17 protein-coding genes and 1 tRNA gene are annotated in these 22,974 nt (G+C 75.2%); 16 read left to right on the top strand and 2 right to left on the bottom strand.

Annotated elements, in window-relative coordinates; all coding sequences use genetic code 11:
- Window positions 1–20: 20 nt before the first annotated feature.
- The 6 genes from metG to ACI78S_RS01920 all read left to right on the top strand — a co-directional run bounded on the left by metG (window position 21) and on the right by ACI78S_RS01920 (window position 6,948).
- Window positions 21–1,817 (top strand): methionine--tRNA ligase, encoded by a 1,797-nt coding sequence (gene metG, locus ACI78S_RS01895; protein ID WP_456970500.1) that lies wholly within the window; start codon window positions 21–23, stop codon window positions 1,815–1,817.
- A complete protein-coding gene (locus ACI78S_RS01900; protein WP_456970501.1) occupies window positions 1,814–2,698 on the top strand; it encodes a TatD family hydrolase in 885 nt (294 codons plus the stop codon). Before metG ends, ACI78S_RS01900 begins: the two co-directional genes overlap by 4 nt.
- Window positions 2,699–2,743: 45 nt before the next feature.
- Window positions 2,744–3,583, top strand: a complete 840-nt coding sequence (locus ACI78S_RS01905) for a hypothetical protein (RefSeq protein WP_456970502.1) — start codon at window positions 2,744–2,746, stop codon at window positions 3,581–3,583.
- A 318-nt stretch (window positions 3,584–3,901) separates the two neighbouring features.
- Window positions 3,902–4,987 carry a ubiquitin-like domain-containing protein gene (locus tag ACI78S_RS01910; RefSeq protein WP_456970503.1) on the top strand — a complete coding sequence of 362 codons (1,086 nt, stop codon included), beginning with the start codon at window positions 3,902–3,904 and terminating at the stop codon, window positions 4,985–4,987.
- The gene (gene rsmA, locus ACI78S_RS01915) at window positions 4,950–5,873 is read left to right on the top strand and encodes a 16S rRNA (adenine(1518)-N(6)/adenine(1519)-N(6))-dimethyltransferase RsmA (protein WP_456970504.1); all 924 of its coding nucleotides are present in this window, start codon (window positions 4,950–4,952) and stop codon (window positions 5,871–5,873) included. Before ACI78S_RS01910 ends, rsmA begins: the two co-directional genes overlap by 38 nt.
- A gap of 106 nt (window positions 5,874–5,979) precedes the next feature.
- Complete coding sequence (locus ACI78S_RS01920) at window positions 5,980–6,948, top strand: 4-(cytidine 5'-diphospho)-2-C-methyl-D-erythritol kinase (RefSeq protein ID WP_456970505.1); 969 nt, start codon at window positions 5,980–5,982, stop codon at window positions 6,946–6,948.
- Between the two features lie 10 nt (window positions 6,949–6,958).
- On the opposite strand, the gene ACI78S_RS01925 is transcribed toward ACI78S_RS01920, so the two are convergent.
- Window positions 6,959–7,597, bottom strand: a complete 639-nt coding sequence (locus ACI78S_RS01925; protein WP_456970506.1) for a TetR/AcrR family transcriptional regulator — start codon at window positions 7,595–7,597, stop codon at window positions 6,959–6,961.
- An 89-nt stretch (window positions 7,598–7,686) separates the two neighbouring features.
- A complete protein-coding gene (locus ACI78S_RS01930; RefSeq protein ID WP_456970507.1) occupies window positions 7,687–8,688 on the bottom strand; it encodes an acyl-CoA desaturase in 1,002 nt (333 codons plus the stop codon).
- Between the two features lie 171 nt (window positions 8,689–8,859).
- Between ACI78S_RS01930 and ACI78S_RS01935 the strand changes: the two genes are divergently transcribed.
- The 10 genes from ACI78S_RS01935 (at window position 8,860) to ACI78S_RS01980 (ending at window position 22,970) form a co-directional block, all read left to right on the top strand.
- Window positions 8,860–8,932, top strand: a tRNA-Gln gene (locus ACI78S_RS01935).
- Window positions 8,933–9,046: 114 nt separating this feature from the next.
- Complete coding sequence (glmU, locus tag ACI78S_RS01940; RefSeq protein ID WP_456970508.1) at window positions 9,047–10,534, top strand: bifunctional UDP-N-acetylglucosamine diphosphorylase/glucosamine-1-phosphate N-acetyltransferase GlmU; 1,488 nt, start codon at window positions 9,047–9,049, stop codon at window positions 10,532–10,534.
- Between the two features lie 13 nt (window positions 10,535–10,547).
- Complete coding sequence (locus tag ACI78S_RS01945) at window positions 10,548–11,531, top strand: ribose-phosphate diphosphokinase (protein ID WP_456970509.1); 984 nt, start codon at window positions 10,548–10,550, stop codon at window positions 11,529–11,531.
- A 272-nt stretch (window positions 11,532–11,803) separates the two neighbouring features.
- On the top strand, window positions 11,804–12,517 hold the full coding sequence (locus tag ACI78S_RS01950; RefSeq protein ID WP_456970510.1) for a 50S ribosomal protein L25/general stress protein Ctc: 714 nt from the start codon (window positions 11,804–11,806) through the stop codon (window positions 12,515–12,517).
- Between the two features lie 62 nt (window positions 12,518–12,579).
- Window positions 12,580–13,167 carry an aminoacyl-tRNA hydrolase gene (pth, locus tag ACI78S_RS01955; RefSeq protein WP_456970511.1) on the top strand — a complete coding sequence of 196 codons (588 nt, stop codon included), beginning with the start codon at window positions 12,580–12,582 and terminating at the stop codon, window positions 13,165–13,167.
- 274 nt (window positions 13,168–13,441) lie between these two features.
- On the top strand, window positions 13,442–14,896 hold the full coding sequence (locus ACI78S_RS01960; protein WP_456970512.1) for a sugar transferase: 1,455 nt from the start codon (window positions 13,442–13,444) through the stop codon (window positions 14,894–14,896).
- Window positions 14,896–15,555, top strand: coding sequence for a hypothetical protein (locus ACI78S_RS01965; RefSeq protein ID WP_456970513.1), 660 nt, complete (start codon window positions 14,896–14,898; stop codon window positions 15,553–15,555). The genes ACI78S_RS01960 and ACI78S_RS01965 overlap by 1 nt, the downstream gene beginning before the upstream one ends.
- A 92-nt stretch (window positions 15,556–15,647) precedes the next feature.
- Window positions 15,648–20,720, top strand: coding sequence for a PKD domain-containing protein (locus ACI78S_RS01970; RefSeq protein WP_456970514.1), 5,073 nt, complete (start codon window positions 15,648–15,650; stop codon window positions 20,718–20,720).
- A gap of 235 nt (window positions 20,721–20,955) precedes the next feature.
- Entirely contained in the window at window positions 20,956–22,197 is a 1,242-nt protein-coding gene (locus tag ACI78S_RS01975) for a DUF1972 domain-containing protein (protein WP_456970515.1), read from the top strand.
- Complete coding sequence (locus ACI78S_RS01980) at window positions 22,194–22,970, top strand: CDP-alcohol phosphatidyltransferase family protein (protein ID WP_456970516.1); 777 nt, start codon at window positions 22,194–22,196, stop codon at window positions 22,968–22,970. The genes ACI78S_RS01975 and ACI78S_RS01980 overlap by 4 nt, the downstream gene beginning before the upstream one ends.
- The last annotated feature ends 4 nt before the right edge of the window (window positions 22,971–22,974 follow it).

The raw sequence follows: 22,974 nt of genomic DNA on the forward strand, positions 1-22,974 counted from the left end.
GCGCTCACTACTCTCGTGCCGTGAGTGATCGGCACATCCTGACCGCCGTGGCGTGGCCCTACGCCAACGGCCCGCGGCACATCGGCCACGTCTCCGGCTTCGGCGTCCCCTCCGACGTCTTCAGCCGCTACCACCGGATGACCGGGGACGACGTGCTGATGGTCAGCGGCACCGACGAGCACGGCACGCCGATCACCGTCGCCGCCGACGCCGAGGGCGTGACGCCGCGGGAGATCGCCGACCGCAACAACCGGGTCATCGTGGGCGACCTCGCCAGCCTCGGCCTGTCCTACGACCTGTTCACCCGGACGACGACGGTCAACCACGCCCGCATCAGCCAGGAGATCTTCCTCGGACTGCTGAAGAACGGCTACGTCTTCCCGAAGACGACGCTCGGCGCGATCAGCCCGTCCACCGGGCGCACCCTGCCCGACCGCTACATCGAGGGCACCTGCCCGATCTGCGGCTACGACGGCGCGCGCGGCGACCAGTGCGACAACTGCGGCAACCAGCTCGACCCCACCGACCTAATCAACCCGGTCAGCCGGATCAACGGCGAGACGCCGAAGTTCGTGGAGAGCGAGCACTACTTCCTCGACCTGCCGGCGTTCACCCGGGCGCTGGCCGACTGGCTGGGCACCCGCAGGAGCTGGCGGCCCAACGTCCTGAACTTCAGCGTCAACCTGCTCGACGACCTCAAGCCGCGCAGCTACACCCGCGACATCGACTGGGGCGTGCCGGTGCCCCTCGACGGCTGGCGCGACCGGCCCGACAAGCGCATCTACGTCTGGTTCGACGCCGTCGTGGGCTACCTGTCGGCCTCGATCGAGTGGGCCCGGCGCTCCGGCGACCCCGAGGCGTGGCGGCAGTGGTGGCAGTCGCCGGAGTCCGACGCCTACTACTTCATGGGCAAGGACAACATCGTCTTCCACTCCGAGATCTGGCCGGCCCAGCTGCTCGGCTACAACGGGGAGGGCGACAAGGGCGGGACCCCCGGTGACCTCGGCCGGCTGAACCTGCCCACCGAGGTCGTCTCCAGCGAGTTCCTCACCATGGAGGGCCGCAAGTTCTCCAGCAGCCGCCAGGTCGTCATCTACGTGCGCGACTTCCTGGCCCGCTACGACGCCGACGCGCTGCGCTACTTCATCGCCGTCGCCGGGCCCGAGACGCAGGACACCGACTTCACCTGGGCCGAGTTCCGCCGCCGCAACAACGACGAGCTCGTCGCCGGCTGGGGCAACCTGGTCAACCGCAGCGTGTCGATGGCCGCCAAGAACGTCGGCGCCGTCCCGACGCCCGGCGAGCTGACCGACGCCGACCGCCGGCTGCTGACGACGACGTCGGGTGCCTTCGCGACGGTGGGGGAGCTGCTGGCCCGCAACCGGCAGAAGGCGGCGGTGACCGAGGCGATGCGGGTCGTCGGCGAGGCCAACAAGTACCTCTCCGACCAGGCGCCGTGGAAGCTCAAGGAGGACCCGGCCCGCCGGGACACCGTGCTGCACACGGCCCTGCAGGCGGTCAGCGACTGCAACGCGCTGCTGACCCCCTTCCTCCCGCACTCGGCGCAGCAGGTTCACGAGCTGCTCGGCGGCACGGGGGTGTGGTCGCCGGCGCCGCAGGTGGTGGAGACCGAGGACCTCGACGACGGCTCGCCCTACCCGATCATCACCGGCGACTACGGCGACGCCCAGGCGGTGTGGGCCTCCCGCCCGCTGCCGCCGGGGACGCCGCTGCAGCCGCCCACGCCGGTGTTCCGGAAGCTCGACGAGTCGGTGGTGGAGGAGGAGCTCGCCCGCCTCGAGGCCGAGGCGAGGTGAGCCGGAGCTCGGCGTCCCGCGCCAACCGGCGCGGGGAGCTGCCGCCGTCCCCGGAGCCGCTGCCGGCCCCGGCCCTGGACAGCCACACCCACCTCGACATCGTCCTGGGCGCGCGCCCGGGCGACGACGAGGAGGGCGACCTCCCCGCGCCCGAGGACGTCGACGCCGAGATCGCCGCGGCCGTCGCCGTCGGCGTCCCCCGGCTGGTGCAGGTCGGGGTGGACGTGGCCTCGTCGCGCTGGTCGGCCGAGCTGGCCGCCCGGCACCCGAACGTGCTGGCGGCCGTCGCCGTCCACCCCAACGAGGCCGGCGCCGGCCGGGCCGACGACGACGCGCTCGCCGAGATCGACCGGCTGGCCGCGCAGCCGCGGGTGCGGGCGGTGGGGGAGACCGGGCTCGACCGGTTCCGCACCGGGCCGGAGGGCTGGGCGGCGCAGGAGGCGTCGTTCCGCGCGCACATCCGCATCGCCAAGGAGCGCGGCGTCGCGCTGGTCATCCACGACCGCGACGCGCACGAGGAGATCCTGCGGGTGCTCGACGACGAGGGCGCGCCGCAGCACACGGTCTTCCACTGCTTCTCGGGGGACGCCGCGTTCGCCAAGGCCTGCGTGGAGCGCGGCCACGTGCTCTCCTTCGCCGGCACGCTGACCTTCGCCAACGCTGGCTACCTGCGCGAGGCCGCCGCCCTCACGCCGGTCGACCAGCTGCTCGTCGAGACCGACGCGCCGTTCCTCACCCCGGTGCCGTACCGGGGCCGGCCGAACGCCTCGCGGCTCGTGCCGCACACCGTCCGGGCGCTGTCGGAGGTCACCGGCGTGGAGCTGGAGCAGCTGTGCGCCGCGCTGACCAGCACCGCCGAGCGGGTCTTCGGTCCCTGGTAGGGACAGGCGCCCCGGCGCGCGGCGAACCGATGCACACTTGACGCCGTGGGCCGCCTCATCGCCGTCGTGCTGTTCATCGCCGTCCTGGTGCCCGGCGTGCTCCTCGCCCGGGCCTGGTGGCTGGCGTCGGGTCGCCGGGCCGTCGCCTCCGCCGCCGTGGAGTTCGCGACGCCCGACGACGACGGCGTGGCGGCGCTGCGCCGCCAGGCGCAGCACGGCCGGCGCGTCCGCCGGCTGGGCTTCCTGCTCGGGGTCCTGACCATCGTGGGCAGCATCGTGCTGTTCGCGGAGGCGTCGGTCTTCCTGTGGGTGCCGGCGCTCGCCGTGGGCCTGCTGCTCGGCGTCCTGCTCGCCGAGGCCACCCGGCCGCGGCCCCGCTGGGCGCTGTCGTCCCCCGTCCGCCGCCCCCGGCTGGGCGAGCTGATCTCGGCCTGGCTGCTGTGGACCATGCGCGCGGTCGTCGTGGCCGAGGTCGTGGCGGCCGTCCTGCTCTGGCGCGGTGGCCACCTGGCCGACGCGGTCGGCTGGGTCGCCCTGGTGGTGCCGCTCGTCGCCCTGCTGCTGGCCGAGGTGGCCCTGCTGCGCGCGATCCTGCGCCCGCTGCCCGCGGAGGGCGCCGACGTCCCCGTCGACGAGGCGCTGCGCACGTGGACGGCGCACCTGGTCGCCGCCGCGGCCAGCGTGCTGGCGCTGCTGCCGCTCGGCGCGCTGCTGCTGCTGGCCGGCATCGAGCGCGGGGACCAGGTCTCCGAGGGCTTCGACCTGCTGCCGGTGGCCCTCGTCGCGGGTGGCTTCTCCGCGCTCGCGGCCGGCGTCGCGGTCGGCGGGTTCCTGCTCACCTGGCTGCGGCCCGTGCGCACCAGCGAGCGGGCGCTCGCCGGCTGAGCACGGCCGCCGCTGCCCCGTCGGGAGGGCGGCCACACTGTGGCGTCGCCCACTCCCTGAACTCACCTCGCGCACCCGTCACAGCGGTCCCACCCGGCACGTCCGTCACTGTGCGTACCGGCGCGCCCACGAAGCGACATGGCGACCCTCTGGTTGACTGCCGTCGCACCTTGCTCCTCGCACCGTGTTCGTTATCGTGTCGTGACTGACAGCCGGGGTGGAGATCGACCCGGGCGGCGCGCACCGACCGGGACTCCTCCTCCTGGTGCTGCGTGCGGTCCGGCTCCTGCCCGGGTTCTGCGACCCCGTGGAAGTGTCGTGCGCCGTACCCTCCAGCTCAGCCTCTTCGCCCTCGTGCTCGTGGGCCTCGTGGGCGGCTCGGTGGCCTACTACCTGGCCCAGAAGTCGCTGACCCTGACCGTGGACGGCCAGTCCCGTTCGGTCAGCACGTACGCCGACACCGTGGGCGAGGTGCTGGAGGAGGAGGGGCTCCGGCCCGCCGCGCACGACGTCGTCCTGCCCGCCGAGGACGCCGAGGTCGGCGACGGCGACACCGTCGTCCTCGACCGCGCCCGGCCGCTGCAGCTGACCGTCGACGGCGTGAGCAGCGAGGTCTACGTGACCGCGCTCTCGGTCGACGAGGCGCTCGACCAGCTCGGCTACCGCGCCCAGGACCTGGTGCTCTCCGCCAGCCGCAGCGAGCGCCTGCCGCTCGAGGGCATGCAGCTGTCGATCACCACGCCGAAGGAGATCACGCTCGTCGCCGACGGCCAGCAGCGCGTGGTCACCACGACCGCCGCCACCGCCGGCGACCTGCTCGCCGAGCAGGGCATCGTGCTCAGCGAGACCGACCGCACCAGCCTGTACCCGACCCAGGCGCTGCTGGACCGCATGCGCCTGCAGGTCTACCGGGTGCAGGTCTCCGACGTCACCGAGGTGACCGCCGTCCCGCACGGGCGGGTCGAGACGCCGGACCCCGAGGCCTTCCAGGGTGACGAGACGGTCACCCAGCCGGGCGTGGACGGCGAGCAGACCACCGTCTGGCGGGTCACCGTCGTCGACGGCGTCGAGACCGGCCGCCAGCAGGTCTCCTCCACCGTGACCACGCCCCCGGTCGACGAGCTCGTCAGCGTCGGCACCAAGGAGCGGCCGGCCAACACCCCCGCCGCCGACGGCCTCGACTGGGCCGCCCTGGCGCGCTGCGAGTCCGGCGGCAACCCGAGCATCGTCAGCGCCAACGGCCTCTACCACGGCCTGTACCAGTTCTCCGTCGCCACGTGGCGCTCGGTCGGCGGTACCGGCGTGCCGTCCCAGGCGTCCGCCGACGAGCAGACCTACCGCGCGCAGCTGCTGTACCAGCGCACCGGTGCCAGCTCGTGGCCGCACTGCGGCCGGTACCTGTGACCCGGCCGAGCTGAGCACGCCACCCGAGCCCGCCGACGGGCTGCTGGGCCCGGCCGCGATCCGCGACCTGGCCCGGCAGCTCGAGCTGCGGCCGACCAAGACGCTCGGGCAGAACTTCCTGCACGACGCCAACACCATCCGGCGGATCGTCCGCACCGCCGAGGTGCGCCCCGACGACGTCGTCTGCGAGGTCGGTCCCGGCCTGGGCTCGCTGACCCTGGGCCTGCTGCCGGCGGCGGCCTCGGTCGTCGCCGTCGAGATCGACCCCCGGCTGGCCGAGCGGCTGCCGCGGACCGTGGCCGAGCGGCTGCCGGCCCTGGCCGACCGGCTCACGGTCGTCCGGGCCGACGCGCTGCGGGTCGAGCGGCTGCCCGGTCCGCCGCCCACCGCGCTGGTCGCCAACCTCCCCTACAACGTGGCCGTGCCGGTGCTGCTGCACCTGCTGGAGCTGCTGCCGTCGCTGCAGCGGGCGCTGGTGCTCGTGCAGGCCGAGGTGGCCGAGCGGCTGGCCGCCGGGCCCGGCACCCCGGCCTACGGCGTGCCCTCGGTCAAGGCCGCCTGGTACGGCGAGGTCCGGCGCGCGGGGGCGGTCGGCCGGCGGGTGTTCTGGCCGGAGCCGAACGTCGACTCGGGGCTGGTCGCGCTGGTCCGCCGTCCGCCCCCGCCGGGGGACCGGGAGGCCACGTTCGCCGTCGTCGACGCCGCCTTCGCGATGCGGCGCAAGAGCCTGCGCGCGGCGCTCGCCCGCTGGGCCGGCAGCCCGGCCGCCGCCGAGGCGCGGCTGCGCGCGGCGGGCATCGATCCCACCGCGCGCGGGGAGCAGCTCTCGGTCGCGGACTTCGCCCGCCTCGCCGCGACCCCCGTGGCGCAGGATGGGGAGCGGTGAGCGAGCTCGCGACATCACGCAGGGGCTCGGTGAGCGAGCTCGCGAGCGCACGCAGGAGCAGAGCAGCGCCGCGGACGCGGCCGACGAGCGCCAGCGAGGAGGCGGCGTGAGCTGGTCCACGCACGGCGGCCCGGGGCGGATCTCCGGGGACGGCGCGGTGGTCGCCCGCGCGCCGGCGAAGATCAACGTGCACCTGGCGATCGGGCCGCTGCGGCCCGACGGGTACCACGACCTGCAGACCGTGTTCCTCGCCGTCTCCCTCTTCGACACCGTCACCGCGCGGCCGGGCGACGGGCTGGCGCTGCGCGTCTCGGGCGAGGGGACGGCGCCGGGCTCGGGCGTGGACCACGTGCCCACCGACCGGCGCAACCTCGTCTGGCGCGCCGCCGTCCTCCTGGCCGAGCACGCCGGGGTCAAGGCCCACGCCACCATCGACATCGCCAAGACGATCCCGGCGGCGGCGGGGCTGGCCGGCGGCAGCGCCGACGCCGCGGCCGCCCTCGTCGCCCTCGACGCGCTGTGGAGCACCGGCGCGACCCGCGGCGACCTGGCCGACCTGGCCGCGCAGCTGGGCAGCGACGTCCCGTTCAGCCTGCTCGGCGGGGTGGCGCTGGGCAGCGGCCGCGGGGAGCGGCTCTCGCCCGTGCTGGCGCGGCGGCCGTCGCACTGGGTGCTCGGCATCGCCCGCGAGGGCCTGTCGACCCCGGCCGTCTACGCCGAGCTCGACCGGCTGCGGGCGACCGGCCGGCTGCCCGACGGCCGCGACGTGCCCTCGCCGCAGCCGGTCATCGCCGCGCTGAGCAGCGGGCCACCGGCCGCGCTGGCCGCGGCCCTGTCCAACGACCTCGAGACACCGGCGGTCAGCCTCCGCCCCGAACTGCGCCGCGCGCTGCGGGCGGCCACCGAGGCCGGCGCGCTGGCCGCGTTCCTCAGCGGGTCCGGGCCCACGGTGGCCGCGCTCGCCGCCGACGAGGACGCCGCCGTCCGCCTGGCGGCCACGCTCGCCGGCGAGGGCGTGTTCCGGACCGTCCGCGCCGTGCACGGCCCGGTGCCGGGCGCCCGCCTCGTGGGCTGAGGCGCGGGTGTCAGGCCCCCGGGTCGCCGACCAGGCCGGGGGAGGGGTCGAGGTGCGACAGCCCGTTGTAGGCCAGGTTCACCAGGTGGGCGGCGACCTCCCGCTTGCCCGGTGAGCGGGTGTCGAGCCACCACTGCCCGACCAGGGCCACCATGCCGACCAGCGCCTGGCTGTAGAGCTCGGCCAGCCGCGGGTCGTAGCCGCGGTGCTGGAACTGGTCGCCGAGGATGTGCTCGACCTTGCGGGCGACCTCCCCGATCAGCGAGGAGAAGGTCCCCGTCCCGCTGGTCACAGGGGAGTCGCGGGTGAGCACGCGGAAGCCGTCGGTGTCGTCCTCGATGTAGTCGAGCAGGACCAGGGCCGCGCGCTCGAGCAGCTCCCGCGGCGAGCCGGGCGTCGAGAGCGCCGAGGTGAACCGGTCCAGCAGCAGCTGCATCTCCCGGTCGACGACGACGGCGTAGAGCCCCTCCTTGCCGCCGAAGTGCTCGTAGACCACCGGCTTGCTGACGTCGGCGCGGGCGGCGACCTCCTCGATCGAGGCGGCCTCGTAGCCCCGCTGCCCGAACAGCTCCCGGCCGATGTCGAGCAGCTGCTGGCGCCGTTGCGCACCGGTCATCCGCACCCGGGGGCGGGCCGCACTGCTGCTCATGGCTGCCATCGTGCCCCGGGAACGGCTCCGCCCGGGCGTCCGGCGGCGGCCGGGTCGCCCGGGCGGAGGAGGTGGCGGCTCGGCTCGGGTCAGGTCGTCGCCGACTCGGGTGCGCGCCGCTTGGCGGCCAGCCGGACCGGGTCCGGCCACTTGACGTCGCGGGCCCAGCCGAGCTTCTCGAAGATCCAGATGACCCGGGCGCTGATGTCGATCTGGCCCTTCAGCACCCCGTGCCGGGCGCAGGTGGGGTCGGCGTGGTGCAGGTTGTGCCACGACTCCCCGGCGCTGAGGATCGCCAGCGGCCAGAAGTTGGTGGACCGGTCGCGCGCGGTGAACGGCCGGGCGCCGACGGTGTGGCAGATCGAGTTGATCGACCAGGTCACGTGGTGCAGCACGGCCACCCGGACGAGGCCGGCCCAGAAGAACGCCGTCCACGCGCCGCTCCAGCTCATGGTGACCAGCCCGCCGATCAGCGCCGGGAGGAACAGCCCGATCCCGGCCCACAGGACGAACAGCCCGCTGGTGCGGCGCAGCGCCTCGTCCTTGAGCAGGTCGGGGGCGTAGCGCTGGGGGTTGGTCTGGCGCTTGTCGAACAGCCAGCCGACGTGCGCGTGGAACATGCCCTTGGTCAGCGCCTTGAGGTCGTCGCCGTAGCGCCAGGGCGAGTGCGGGTCGCCGGCGCGGTCGGAGAAGGCGTGGTGCCGGCGGTGGTCGGCCACCCACTGCACGACCGGGCCCTGGATCGCGACCGAACCGGCGATGGCCAGCGCCACCCGCAGCGGCCTGCTCGCCTTGAAGGAGCCGTGGGTGAAGTGCCGGTGATAGCCGACGGTGATGCCCAGGCAGGCGATCGAGTAGAAGACCAGGAACAGCGTGACGTCGGTCCACGACAGGCCCCAGCCCCACACGGCCGGGACCACCGCGGCCAGGGCGAGGAAGGGCACCAGGACGAAGACGTAGAGGGCGATCTGCTCGAGCCCGGTCTTCTCGGCGCCGAGGGCGTTGGCCGGCAGCCCGGCGTCCGGGGCGGCGGGACCGGCGGGACGGGTGGCGCGGGGGCGGGCGGGCCGGTCGAGGGCGGGAGCGGACAAGGGGCCTCCGGGGTGCGTGGGGAGCGGCCCGCGGGCAGGGCCGGACGAAGCTACGTCGCCGTAACCTACGTGCCCGTAGGGATGCCCGCGAATCGGCCTCCGCAACCGTCCGCGCCCCGGCCGGCGGGCGGCCCTAGGCTTCAGGCGGGTGCCGGTGCGAGCCGGCGCCGGTGGGGGATGGGGTAATCGGCAGCCCGCCGGCCTTTGGAGCCGGGAAGTCTCGGTTCGAGTCCGAGTCCCCCAGCGAGCGGCCGGGACGGCGTCCCGTCCACGCCGCGCGCGGTCGCCGACCGTGCGGCAGGCACCCGTTCGACAGGCACCGTTCGACAGGCACCGTCCGACAGGTACGAGGAGTCCCGTGAGCCCGCAGACCTCCCCGACGGTGGCCGCCGTCGTCGTCCTCGCCGCCGGCCAGGGCACCCGCATGCGCTCGGCGACGCCCAAGGTGCTGCACACCCTCGCCGGGCGGTCGATGCTGGGGCACGTGCTGGCCGCCGTCGCGCCGCTCGGGGCCGCGCGCACCGTGGTGGTGGTCGGTGCCGGCCGCGAGGCCGTCGAGGAGCACCTCGGTCGGATCGCGCCCGACGCCGTGGCGGCCGTGCAGGAGGAGCAGCGCGGCTCCGGGCACGCCGCGGCCGTCGGCCTCGACGCCCTGCCCGGCGTCGAGGGCGCGGTGCTCATCGTGAACGGCGACGCGCCGCTGCTGCGGGACGCCACGGTCCTCGACCTCGTGGCCACCCACCAGGAGGACCGCAACGCGCTGACCGTCCTCACCGCCGTGGTCGACGACCCGACCGGGCTCGGCCGGATCGTTCGCAACCGCGACGGCGCCGTGCGCGCCATCGTCGAGGAGCGCGACGCCGACCGGCAGCAGCGCGAGATCCGCGAGGTCAACGCCGGCGTCTACGTGGGCGACATCGCCGCCGTCCGCGACGCGCTGCGCGAGGTCAAGGGGGACAACGACCAGGGGGAGATCTACCTCACCGACGTCCTGGCCCTGCTCGTCCGCGACGGCGCGCGGGTCGGCGGGCACGTCGCCGAGGACGCCACCGACGTGCTGGGGTGCAACGACCGCCGCGAGCTCGCCGCCCGCCGGCGCACCCTCAACGACCGCGTGCTCGACGCCCTCATGGTCTCCGGCGTCACCGTCGTCGACCCGGCCACGACGTGGGTCGACGTGACCGCCACGGTGGAGCCGGACGCGGTCCTGCAGCCGGGCACGCAGCTCCTCGGGCGCACCACGGTGGCCGGCGGCGCCGTCGTCGGCCCGGACACCACGCTGGCCGACTGCGCGGTGGGGGAGGCCGCCGAGGTGGTGCGGTCGCACTGCTCCGGGGCGGAGATCGGGCCGCAGGCCTCGGTCGGTCCGTTCAGCTACCTGCGCCCGGGCACGCGGCTGGCCCGCGGCGCCAAGGTGGGCGCCTTCGTCGAGACCAAGAACGCCGAGGTGGGCGAGGACTCCAAGGTCCCGCACCTGTCCTACGTCGGGGACGCGACGATCGGCCGGGGCGCCAACATCGGGGCGGCGACGGTCTTCGTCAACTACGACGGCGTGGCCAAGCACCGCACCACGGTCGGCGACCACGTGCGCATCGGCTCCGACACGATGCTGGTGGCCCCGGTCACCATCGGTGACGGCGCCTACACGGCGGCCGGCTCGGTGATCACCGACGACGTCCCCCCGGGCGCCATGGGCGTCGCGCGGGCGAAGCAGCGGAATGTGGGAGGCTGGGTGCGCCGCCGCCGAGCCGGGACGTCCGCCGCGGAGGCCGCCGCGGCGGCCGAAGCCCGGGCAGCAGCGCCCGACACGGACTCGTCGGGGGGCACCAGCACGCACGGACAGTGAGGGCGGACCAGCCATGAGCGCCATCCGGCAGACCACCAGCAAGAGCCTGATGCTCTTTTCCGGCCGGGCGTACCCCGAGCTGACCGACGAGATCGCCGGGCACCTCGGCGTCACGCCCACCCCGACCGCGGCCTACGAGTTCGCCAACGGCGAGCTGTTCGTGCGGTTCGAGGAGTCGGTGCGCGGCTGCGACGCCTTCGTGGTGCAGAGCCACACCGCGCCGATCAACACCTGGCTCATGGAGCAGCTGATCATGGTCGACGCGCTCAAGCGCGCCTCGGCCAAGCGGATCACCGTCGTCGCCCCGTTCTTCCCCTACGCCCGCCAGGACAAGAAGCACCGCGGCCGCGAGCCCATCTCCGCCCGACTGGTGGCCGACCTCTTCAAGACCGCCGGCGCCGACCGCCTCATGGCCGTCGACCTGCACACCGCGCAGATCCAGGGCTTCTTCGACGGCCCGGTGGACCACCTGTTCGCCATGGACCTGCTGGTGCAGCACGTGCGCGAGCGCTGGGGCGGGCGCAGCTTCACCGTGGTCTCCCCGGACTCCGGCCGGGTGCGCATGGCCGAGCGCTGGACCAACACCCTCGGCGGCGGCACCCCGCTGGCCTTCATCCACAAGACCCGCGACGAGACCCGCCCGAACTCGGTGGTCGCCAAGGAGGTCGTCGGCAACGTCAAGGACCGGGTCTGCATCCTGGTCGACGACATGATCGACACCGGCGGCACGATCGTCGCCGCCGCCGAGACGCTCTTCGAGGCCGGCGCGGCCGACGTGCTCATCGCCGCCACCCACGGGGTGCTCTCCGGCCCGGCGGTCGACCGGCTCAAGAACAGCCGGGTCAGCGAGGTGATCGTCACCAACACGCTGCCGATCGAGCCGGAGCGCCAGTTCGACAAGCTGACCGTCCTGTCGATCGCCCCGCTGCTGGCCCGGGCGATCAAGGAGGTCTTCGAGGACGGCAGCGTGACCAGCCTCTTCGGCGGCGCCTCGTAGCGGCCTCGACCTCGCGCCGCTCCCGGGGCCGGACCCGCGCTCGCCGGGTCCTGCCGGACCCGAGGAGCACGAGGTGGCCCCCCCCGGAGCGGCTCCGGGCGGCGGCGTCGTCCGCCGACCGGTGGGGCGGACGGCCGGTCCGCGGCCTGGGGTACCCTGGCCGCACAGCCCGGCGAGGGAGCCCAGCTCCGTGATCGACGTGCGTGTGCCCCGTCCTGGGCGTGCCGCGCGCCGTGCGCCGGCACCGCAGACCCGACACCCAGGAGCACGCATTGGCTGACTACCGCCTCGAGGCCGAGGTCCGCACCGAGTTCGGCAAGGGCAGCGCCCGCCGGACCCGCCGCGCCGGCCGCATCCCCGCCGTCCTCTACGGGCACGGCCAGGACGTCGTCCACCTGTCGCTGCCGGCCCGCGAGTTCGCCGCGGCGCTGCGCCACGGCGGCAGCAACGCCCTGCTCACCGTCGTCCTGGACGGCAAGGAGCAGCTCGCCCTCACCAAGTCGGTGCAGCGCGACCCGCTGACCCGCCAGCACGAGCACGCCGACCTGCTGCTGGTCCGCCGCGGCGAGCGGACGACCGTGGACGTGCCGGTCGTCGTCGTGGGCGAGCCCGGGCCCGACGCCGTCAGCAACCACCAGCTGAACACCGTCTCGATCGAGGCGGACGCCACGAACCTGCCGGAGTCGATCGAGGTCGACGTCACCGGCCGCGCGGCCGGCGAGAACATCACGGCCGGCGACCTGTCGCTGCCCTCCGGCGCGACCCTGGTCACCGACCCCGAGGCCCTCGTGATCGGCTTCCTCGGGGCGCCCAGCGCCGCCGAGCTCGAGGCCGAGCTCGCCGAGGCCGAGGCCGAGGCCGGCATCGAGCGCGAGGAGTCGGCCGAGGCCGCCGGCGGCACCGGCGAGGGCGACGTCGTCCCCGAGCCGGCCGCCCAGGGCAGCGGCGAGTCGATGGAGTCGGCCGAGAAGTCCGCCGAGAACTGAGGCTCGCGCTGACCGACAGCTCGACCCGCGGGGGCGCCGGCACCGCCGGCGCCCCCGTCGTCGTGCCCGAGGGCCCCTTCCTGGTCGTCGGGCTCGGCAACCCCGGACCGGCCTACGCCGGCAACCGGCACAACGTCGGCGTCATGGTGCTCGAGGAGCTCGCCTCCCGCGCCGGCATCCGGCTCTCGCCCGGCAAGGGCGCGCGCGCCCGCGCGCTCTCCGGTGAGGGCCGGCTCGCCGGGCGGCGCGTCGTCCTCGCCCGGCCGACGACCTACATGAACGAGTCCGGCGGCCCCGTCCGCGGGCTCCTCGACTACCACCACCTCGACGCCGCCGACCTCGTCGTCGTCCACGACGAGCTCGACATCCCCTTCGCCAGCGTCCGGCTCAAGCGCGGCGGCGGCGAGGGCGGCCACAACGGGCTGCGGTCGATCACCCGCGCCACCGGCACCAAGGACTACCTCCGGGTGCGGGTGGGCATCGGCCGCCCGCCCGGCCGGCAGGACCCGGCCGACTTCGTCCTCAAGGACTTCTCCGCGACCGAGCGCAAGGAGCTGCCGTTCCTGGTCTCCGAGGCCGCCGACGCCGCCGAGCTGCTGCTCGCCCGGGGCCTCGAGGCCGCGCAGAACCAGGTGCACCCGCGCTCCTGAGCCACCCCTCCCGCGGCGCCGGCGCGGGTTCACCCACCGGGTGACATCCCCCGGGCGCCGCGTCCCCGTTCCGGGTGAACCCGCACCGGGCCTGTTGACCCCGGTCGTCACGGACAGTGAACCTCGTCCCGCTGGACAGGTCCGATCGACCCGAATCCGCTGCTCGCGGAGGGCGCCGACGGCCTGATAGGGGGAACGCGACTACGCCACGTAGTCGTACGGGGGGAGTGTCGTGCTGCTCAACCATTCCGGTCGTGCCGTCGCCGTGGGCGGCGTGCCGGCCGCACCGCCGTCGGCCGCGCCGGGGGTGATCGAAGACCTCGGCCCGCAGCGGGCGCCGGCGTGGTTGCACCGCACCGTCGCGCTGCTGGTCGTCTGGGAGGCCGCGGCCGCCGCCGTCGCCGGCACCGCCGTGCTCCTGGCCCAGCCCGGGCGCGTGCCGGTGTCGAGCGCGCTGTTCGTCTCCGCGGTCGCCCTCGTCGTCGCCTGGCCGCTGCTGCTCGCGGTGAGCGGCGCCTACGCGGCGCGCGTGTTCGGCACCGGCAGCTACGAGTACCGGCGCGTGGGCCGGGCGGGCCTGGTGCTGCTCGCGGCGGCCGGCTTCATCTCCTACGCGGCCCAGCTCGAGCTCTCCCGCGCCCTGGTGGCCGTCGCCGTGCCCCTGCTGACCCTCGCCACGCTGGTGGGCCGGTTCGTGGCCCGCCGCCGGCTGCACCGCCTGTGGGCCCGCGGCCGCTGCACCCGCCGGGTGCTCCTGGTCGGCCGGGGCGGCGCCGTGCTCGACCTCGCCGGCCAGCTGGAGCGCGAGCGCTACGCCGGGCTCCAGGTGGTCGCCGCGTGCGTCACCGAGGCCGACCGGGCCCGGGTGCGCGAGACCCGCGACCTGCCGGTGGGCGGGCTCGACGGCGTCGTGGCCATGGCCCGGCTGCACCGGGTGGACACCATCGCCGTCACCTCCTCCAGCGAGACGGCCGCCGAGTACCTCCGCCGGCTCTCCTGGCAGCTCGAGGGCACCGGCATCGAACTGCTCGTCGCCCCCGGCCTGGTGGAGGTCGCCGGCCCGCGGCTGCACATCCGCCCGCTCGAGGGCCTGCCGCTGCTGTCGGTCGAGCAGCCCCGGTTCGAGGGCTGGCGCCGCGTGGTCAAGGGCGCCGTCGACCGCGCCGTGGCCGCGCTGACGCTGCTCCTGCTGGGGCCCGTCCTCCTCGGCGTCGCCGTGGCCGTGCGCCTGTCCTCGCCCGGCCCGGTCCTGTACCGCCAGCAGCGGATCGGTCTGGGCGGGCGGCCCTTCACGATGCTCAAGTTCCGCAGCATGGTCGTCGACGCCGACGCGCGCCGCGACGCCCTGCGCGCGCAGAACGTCTCCGACGGCCTGCTGTTCAAGATCCCCGACGACCCCCGGGTCACCCCGGTCGGCCGCTGGCTGCGGCGGTACTCGCTCGACGAGCTCCCGCAGCTGCTCAACGTCCTCAACGGCTCCATGTCGCTCGTCGGCCCGCGCCCGCCGCTGCCCGAGGAAGTGGCCCGTTACGACTCGTCCGTCAGCCGCCGGCTGCTCGTCAAGCCGGGGCTCACCGGCCTCTGGCAGATCTCCGGCCGTAGTGATCTCCCGTGGGAGGAAGCCGTGCGCCTTGACCTGCGCTACGTCGAGAACTGGTCGTTGGCGCTCGACGCCCTGATCCTCTGGAAGACCGGCCGCGCCGTGCTGACCAGCTCGGGGGCCTACTGATGAGCGCCCCGACCGCACCCGCGCGCAGCGGCCGCCGCCGCGTCCTGCTGGCCGGCCTGGCCGCCGTCGTCGTCCTCGCCGCCCTGGCCGGCTGGCTCGTGCTCCGCCCGTCCGCCGACGGCGGGTCGGCGACGGCCGCGCCGGCCACGACCACCCTGCCGGCGCCGGGCAGCTACGGCACCAGCGTCCTCGACGAGTCGGCGACCGCGGCGCCCGACGACGTCCCGGGCGCTGTGCTCGCGACCGTGCCGGGCCGGCCGGAGGCGCTGGCCCCCGTGCCGCTCGCCGAGCCGGTGGAGTACGGCGACGGTCTGTCGGCCCGCCTGGTGGACATCAAGGCGATCACCGCCGAGGCGCGGGGCGTGGGGGAGACCTCCGGCCCGGCCCTCGTGGTCATCGTCGAGCTGACCAACACCGCCGAGGCGCCCGTCGCCCTGGACACGGTCGCCGTGAACATGTTCCTCGGCGCCGACGGCGCGCCCGCCGCCCGGCTCGTGGGTGACTCCGGCGCGCCGTTCAGCGGCTCCCTCGAGCCGGGGGCGTCGGCGCAGGCGGTCTACGCCTTCACCGTCCCGGTCGACCGGCGCGACGTCGTCACGGTCACCGTCGGCGTGACGCCCGACGCCGGCACCGCCGTCTTCTCCGGGTCCGTCGCGTGACCGCGATCCGCGGGCGACGCCGGTCGCCCTCCACCGCCGCGCGGTCCCCGCGCCCCGCAGCCCCCGACCTCCGAAGCGAACGAGGTTCCCGCATGTCCATCCGCTCCTCCGCCGTCGCGCGGGCCGTGCTGCCCGCGGTGCTGGCCCTGCTGGTCCTGGCCGGCTACACGGCGGCCCCGCCGGTCGCCCGCGCCGACAGCGCCCCCGCGGACCCGACCGCGCCGGCGTCCCCGCCGACGGTCAGCGCCGACGCGCTGCCCACGGTGCAGATCGACGGCGTCGTGTGGTCGCAGGCCGTCGTCGGCAACACGGTGTACGCGGCCGGCAGCTTCACCCGCGCCCGGCCGGCCGGCGCCCCCGCCGGGACGCAGGAGGTCGTGCGCAACAACCTGCTGGCCTTCGACATCCGCACCGGTGAGCTGATCACCTCCTTCGCCCCGGACCTCAACGCCCAGGCGATGGTGGTCACCGCGTCCCCCGACGGCTCGCGCATCTACGTGGGTGGCGACTTCACGGTCGCCGACGGGCAGCCGCGGTACGGCATCGCCGCGTACAGCACGGCCACCGGCCAGCTGATCGACACCTTCCGGCCCGTCGTGGGCTCCCAGGTGCGGGCCATCGCGGCCACGAACACCACCGTGTACATCGGCGGCTGGAACTTCGGCGTCGCCGGCGGCGTGGCGCGCGGGTTCCTGGCCGCGTTCAACGCCGCCAACGGCGCGGTGACCAGCTGGGCGCCGGTCGTGGACAACACGGTCAACGCCCTGGCCGTGGTGAACAACGGGGCCACCGTCGTCATCGCCGGGCACATGACCAGCCTGAACGGCTCGGCCGTGCGCGGGCTCGGCGCGGTCAACGCGACCAGCGGCGCCACGGTGCCCTTCGCCGCCAGCACGTTCACCGCCAACGGCGGCAACAACTCCGCGTTCACCGCGCTGGCGTCCGACAGCGACACCCTCTACGCGACCGGCTACTCCTTCGGCGGCGGCAACCTCGAGGGGATGCTCGCGATCAACCCCAACGGCGGCGCCGTCAAGTGGGTCGACGACTGCAAGGGCGACTCCTACTCGGTCTGGGCGAACGGCGCGGTCGAGTACCTGGCCGGCCACGCCCACGCGTGCAGCAACATCGGCGGCTTCCCGCAGGTCGGCGGCGCCGACGAGTCGCTGTGGACGCACTACCGGGCGATCGCCTTCAGCAAGCAGGCCACCGGCACCGTGGGCACCGAGACGGGCAACTTCGTCGGCCGGCCCTCGCCGACGCTGCTCACCTGGTTCCCCTCGCTGGACCCGGGCACCTACACCGGGCAGTACCAGGGCCCGTGGAGCGTCACCGGCAACAGCCAGTACGTCGTCTACGGCGGTGAGTTCCCGAACGTCAACGGCAGCCGGCAGCAGGGGCTGGTCCGGTTCGCCCTCCCGTCGATCGCGCCGAACGAGGTGGGGCCGGACGCCGCCACGGGCCTGGTGCCCACCGTGACCTCCCCGGGCGCGGGCGTCGCGCGGCTCACCTGGCAGGCGACGTCCGACCAGGACAACGGGACGCTGACCTACGAGGTCCTCCGCGACGGGACCCCGGTCGGCTCGGTGAAGGCGACGTCGACCTTCTGGAACACGCCCACGGTGTCCTTCGTCGACCGCACCGCCCCGGCGGGCCAGCGGGTGTCGTACACCGTCCGCGCCTCCGACCCGTTCGGCAACAGCGTGACCGGCCCGGCCGCGGCGGTGACCATCGCCGCGGGCACGGGCGCCGGTGGCGCCGCGCCGGACGACTACGCGCAGGTCGTGCTCACCGACGGCCCCAGCGACTACTGGCGCTTCGGTGAGGCCTCGGGGCGCACGGTCTACACCGAGACGGGCACCCGCGACCTGAGCCTGGGCACCGGCGTCACCCTGGGCACCACGGGGGCGCTGCCCGGCCGGGCCAACACCGCCGCCACCTTCGGCGGCACCTCGGCCGCGGCGACGTCGACCCAGGCGGCCGTCGCCGGACCGCAGGTGTTCAGCGTCGAGGCCTGGTTCAACACCACCTCGACCGCCGGCGGCAAGCTGCTCGGCTTCGGCAACGCGCGGACGGGCCTGAGCACGTCCTACGACCGCCACCTGGTGATGAACTCGGCCGGTCGCGTCAGCTTCGGCGTGTACACCGGCCAGACCGTCGCGGTGCAGAGCCCCGGCAGCTACAACGACGGCAGGTGGCACCACGTCGTCGCCACGCTGGGCCCGGGCGGCATGGCGCTCTACATCGACGGCACGCGGGTCGCGGTGAACACCGCCACGACCAGGGCCCAGGTGTTCAACGGCTACTGGCGCGTCGGTGGCGACCAGACCTGGGACGGCAGCAACCAGTGGCTGCGGGCCGCCGTCGACGAGGTCGCGGTCTACCCGACCGTGCTGTCGGCCGCCCAGGTCACGCGGCACAACACCGCGGGCCGCACCGCTCCGCAGACGCCGGGCAACGTCGCGCCGACCGCGTCGTTCACCGCGACGGCGACCGGGCTCGGCGTGGCGCTGGACGCCTCGGCCTCGACCGACGCCGACGGGACCATCGCGTCCTACGCGTGGGACCTCGGCAACGGGCAGACCGGCACCGGCAGGACCGCGTCGTACACCTACCCGACGGCCGGGACCTACCAGGTGAAGCTGACGGTCACCGACAACGCCGGCGCCACCGGCACGGTCACCAAGGCGGTCACCGTGACCTCCCCGCCGCCGGCGGGCGGCGCGATCGCGGCCGACGCGTTCGGCCGCGAGGTCACCGGTGGCTGGGGCACCGCCGACACCGGCGGCGCCTGGACCATCGACGGCACCGCGGCCAACGCCACCGTGACCGGGGGCAACGGCCGGCTCACCGCGGCCGCGGGCACCAGCACCTCGGCGGCGCTCGGGTTCTCGGCGCGCGACGTGTCGCTGGCGGCCGACGTGCTGCTGGAGAAGCAGCCCGCGGGCGGCAGCAGCTTCGTGGCCCTGGGCACCCGCAACAACGGCGCCACCCGGTACAACGCCCAGCTCTACTACGGCACCGACGGCACCGTCGCGGTCAGCCTGGTGGCGGTGGTCGACTGGGTCGAGACCGAGCTGGGGTCCTTCGTCCTGCCGGAGAAGTACACGGCGGGGTCGGTGCTGAAGCTGCGGTTCGAGGCGGTGGGCTCCGGCACGACGACGCTGCGGGCCAAGGCGTGGCCCTCGGGCGCCGCCGAGCCGACGGCCTGGCAGGTGGCCGCGACCGACACCACGGCCGCGCTGCAGACCGCCGGTGGCGCCAACGTGGAGCTCTACGTGGGCCGCGCCGCCACCAGCGCGCAGACGCTGCGGGTCGACAACCTCGCCGTCACCGCGCCGGGTGCCGGGACGCCGACGAACGTCGCGCCGACCGCGTCGTTCACCGCGACGGCGACCGGGCTCGGCGTGGCGCTGGACGCCTCGGCCTCGACCGACGCCGACGGGACCATCGCGTCCTACGCGTGGGACTTCGGCAACGGGCAGACCGGCACCGGCAGGACCGCGTCGTACACCTACCCGACGGCCGGGACCTACCAGGTGAAGCTGACGGTCACCGACGACGCCGGCGCCACCGGCACGGTCACCAAGGCGGTCACCGTGACGTCCCCGCCGCCGGCGGGCGGCGCGATCGCGGCCGACGCGTTCGGCCGCGAGGTCACCGGTGGCTGGGGCACCGCCGACACCGGCGGCGCCTGGACGGTCTCCGGGACGGCGTCCAACGCCTCGGTGACCGGGGGCAGCGGCCGGCTCACCGCGGCCGCGGGCACCAGCATCGGCGCGGGGCTGGGCTTCTCGGCGCGCGACGTCTCGGTGTCGGCCGACGTGCTGCTGGAGAAGGCGGCCAGCGGCGGCGGCACCTACGCGTCGATCGGCGCGCGGGCGGTCGGCGCGACCATGTACAACGCGCAGCTGTACTTCGGCTCCGACGGCAGCGTCGGGGTGGGCCTGGTGGCGATGGTGAACGGGGCCGAGACCTACCTCGGCTACTACACGCTGCCGGCGAAGTACACGGCCGGGACCGTGCTGAAGCTGCGGCTCGAGGCGGTCGGCTCCGGCACGACGACGCTGCGGGCGAAGCTCTGGCCGTCGGGCACGGCCGAGCCGACGGCCTGGCAGGTCTCCGCGACCGACACCACGGCCGCGCTGCAGGGCGCCGGCGGGCTGTACACCGACCTGTACATCTCGGGGTCGGCGACGGCCGCGCAGACGCTGCGGCTGGACGGGCTCGCCGTCACGGCTCCGGGCGCGACCCCGGAGGCGCCGGCGAACGCGGCGCCCACCGCGTCGTTCGCCTCGACGGTGAGCGGCCTGGGCGTGGCGCTGGACGCATCGGCCTCGACCGACGCCGACGGGACCATCGCGTCCTACGCGTGGGACTTCGGCAACGGGCAGACCGGCACCGGCAGGACCGCGTCGCACACCTACGCGGCGGCGGGCACCTACCAGGTGAAGCTGACGGTCACCGACGACGCCGGCGCCACCGGCACGGTCACCAAGTCCGTCACCGTCGCGGCGCCCCCCGCCGACGGCCCGCTGGCCACCGACGCCTTCGGCCGCGAGGTCACCGGTGGCTGGGGCACCGCCGACACCGGCGGCGCCTGGACCACCGAGGGCACGGCGTCCAACGTCGCGGTCACCGCCGGCAGCGGCCGGCTGACCGCGACCGCGGGCACCACCACGGGTGCGGCGCTGGGCGTCTCCGGGCGGGACGTCGCCGTGCAGACCGACGTCACGCTCGAGAGGACGCCCGCCGGCGGCGGCAGCTTCGTCTCCATGGGCGTCCGCAACGTCGGGGCGACGCGGTACAACACCCAGCTGTACTACGGCACGGACGGCACGGTCACGATCAGCCTGGTGGCCGTGGTCAACTGGGCCGAGACCGAGCTGGGGTCGTACACCCTGCCGGGCACCTTCGCGGCGGGCACGGTCCTGACCCTGCGCACCGACGTCACCGGCAGCGGGACGACGACGCTGAACACCAAGGCCTGGGTCGCGGGCACGCCCGAGCCCACCGCCTGGCAGGTCACCGCGACCGACGCGACGGCGGCCCTGCAGGCCGCCGGCGGGGTCCAGTTCGAGATCTACAACTCGAGCCGGGCCACGGCCGCGCAGACCGTGCGGGTCGACAACCTGTGGGTCGGCGCGGCGGGCACCAGGCCGTGACCCCGGGGCCGGTCGACGGACGGTGACCGTCCGTCGGCCGGCCCGCCGCCGCAGGTCACCCACCGCGGTGACCTGCGGTGACGCGCGGTGACGGGGTCGTTCCCCCTCACCCTCGCGAGGGATGACGGCGCCCCGCGCGCCGCCGCACCATGATCGCGCCGGTCCAGCCGACCGGCTGACGAGACGAACAGGTGCCCGCCGGCCGCCCGCCGGTGGGCACGGGGGAGGAGGGGGCGTGCGTCGTCCTGCGGCCCTGCGCGTTGCCCTGGTCGGCACCCGTGGCGTCCCCGCGCGCTACGGCGGCTTCGAGACCTGCGTCGAGGAGGTCGGGCGCCGGCTCGCCGACCGCGGTCACGACGTGGTCGTGTACTGCCGCACCGCCCCCGGGTCGACCGACCGGCCGGACCCCACCTACCTGGGCATGCGCACGGTGCACCTGCCGGCCGCCCGCAAGCGGTCGCTGGAGACCCTGAGCCACTCCGCGCTGTCGGTCGCCCACCTGCTCGCGCACCGGGTCGACGCCGCGGTGGTCTTCAACGCCGCCAACTCGCCGCTGCTGCCGGCGCTGCGCGCCGCGCGCATCCCGGTGGCCACCCACGTGGACGGCCTGGAGTGGAAGCGCGCCAAGTGGGGCGGCGCGGGCCGCCGCTACTACCGCGCGGCCGAGCGCCTCGCCGTCCGCTGGTCCGACGCGCTCATCGCCGACGCGCAGGGCATCGCCGACTACTACCGCGCCGAGTTCGACGCGGACACCGAGCTGATCGCCTACGGCGCCCCGCTGCTGGAGACCGGTGCCGACCGGCTCGGCGAGCTCGGCCTGACCCCGCGCGGCTACCACCTCGTCGTGGCCCGGTTCGAGCCGGAGAACCACGTGCACCTGGTCGTGGAGGGCTACGCGGCCGGCACGGCCGCCCTGCCGCTGGTCGTTGTCGGGTCGGCGCCCTACGCCGACGATTACACCGCGCGGGTGCGCGCCCTGGGCGACGACCGGGTGCGCTTCCTCGGCGGCGTCTTCGACCAGGAGCTGCTCGACCAGCTGTACGCCAACGCGGCCACCTACCTGCACGGGCACTCCGTGGGCGGGACCAACCCGTCGCTGCTGCGCGCCCTGGGCGCCGGCGCGGCCACGATCGCCTTCGACGTCGCGTTCAACCGCGAGGTCCTCGAGGACACCGGCACGTACTTCACCTCCGCCGCCGACGTCGCCGCCCGCCTGCAGGAGGCGGAGGCCGATCCCGACGCCACCCGCCGCCGCGGCGCCGCGGCGCGCGAGCGGGCGGGCCGCTACGACTGGGACGACGTCGCCGACCGCTACGAGGCGCTGCTGCGCCGGCTGGCGACCGACGGCCCGCTCCGGCGGCGCCCTTCCGGACGGCGGCTGGCCGCCGCGCCGGCGGTCGAGGCGCCGCTCGCCGACGTCGTCGCGCTCCCCGGCCGGCCGGCGGAGCCCGAGTACCTGCCGGCGGCGCAGCAGTGACCGCCACGCTGGACTCCCGCCCGCGTCCGCCGGCCGACCAGGGCCTGCGGACGACGCTGCGCACGCTCGCGGCGGCCCAGAAGGGGTCGACCGGCGCGCCGGCCTACTCGCGCTTCGTCAACCGGCCGCTCGGCCGGCTGTTCGCCGCGCTGGCCTTCCACGCCGGGCTGACCCCGAACGCGGTCACCGCGGTCAGCGCCTGCTTCACGTTCACCGGCGTCGCGCTGGTGGCGCTCGCCGGGCCGTCGGTCCCGGTGGGGCTCGCCGTCGCGGCCTGCCTCGTGCTCGGGTACGCCCTCGACGCCGCCGACGGGCAGCTGGCCCGGCTGCGCGGCGGCGGGTCGCCGGCCGGGGAGTGGCTCGACCACATGGTCGACGCCGCGAAGCTGCTGTGCCTGCACCTGGCGGTGCTCGTCGGCTGGTACCGCGCCGACGTCGTGGAGAGCGAGTGGCTGCTGCTCGTGCCGCTGGCCTACTGCGTCGTCGACGGCACGACGTTCTTCGCGATGATGCTCAACGAGGCGCTGCGCGCCCAGCACGGGGTCGCCACCCGGGCCGCCCGCACCGGCCGGCGGGCCGGCGTGCTGCGGTCGCTGGCCACCCTGCCGATCGACTACGGCACGCTGGCCTGGCTGTTCGCCCTCTCCGGCGTCCCGGCGCTGTTCGTGCCGGCCTACACCGCCATGTTCCTGGCGGCGACCGCCTTCCTGGCCCTCGCCGCCGGCACGTGGTTCCGCGAGATGGGCCGCCTGCCGCGGCCCGGCGCGCGGTGACCAC

The organism is Geodermatophilus sp. SYSU D00815, from assembly GCF_054050035.1.

Bases quoted from the DNA above. Each gene is read 5' to 3' on its own strand.
- ACI78S_RS01965 (WP_456970513.1), top strand. From the start codon at position 14,896: ATGAGCGCCCCGACCGCACCCGCGCGCAGCGGCCGCCGCCGCGTCCTG.
- ACI78S_RS01945 (WP_456970509.1), top strand. From the start codon at position 10,548: ATGAGCGCCATCCGGCAGACCACCAGCAAGAGCCTGATGCTCTTTTCC.
- ACI78S_RS01970 (WP_456970514.1), top strand. From the start codon at position 15,648: ATGTCCATCCGCTCCTCCGCCGTCGCGCGGGCCGTGCTGCCCGCGGTG.
- ACI78S_RS01925 (WP_456970506.1), bottom strand. From the start codon at position 7,597: ATGAGCAGCAGTGCGGCCCGCCCCCGGGTGCGGATGACCGGTGCGCAA.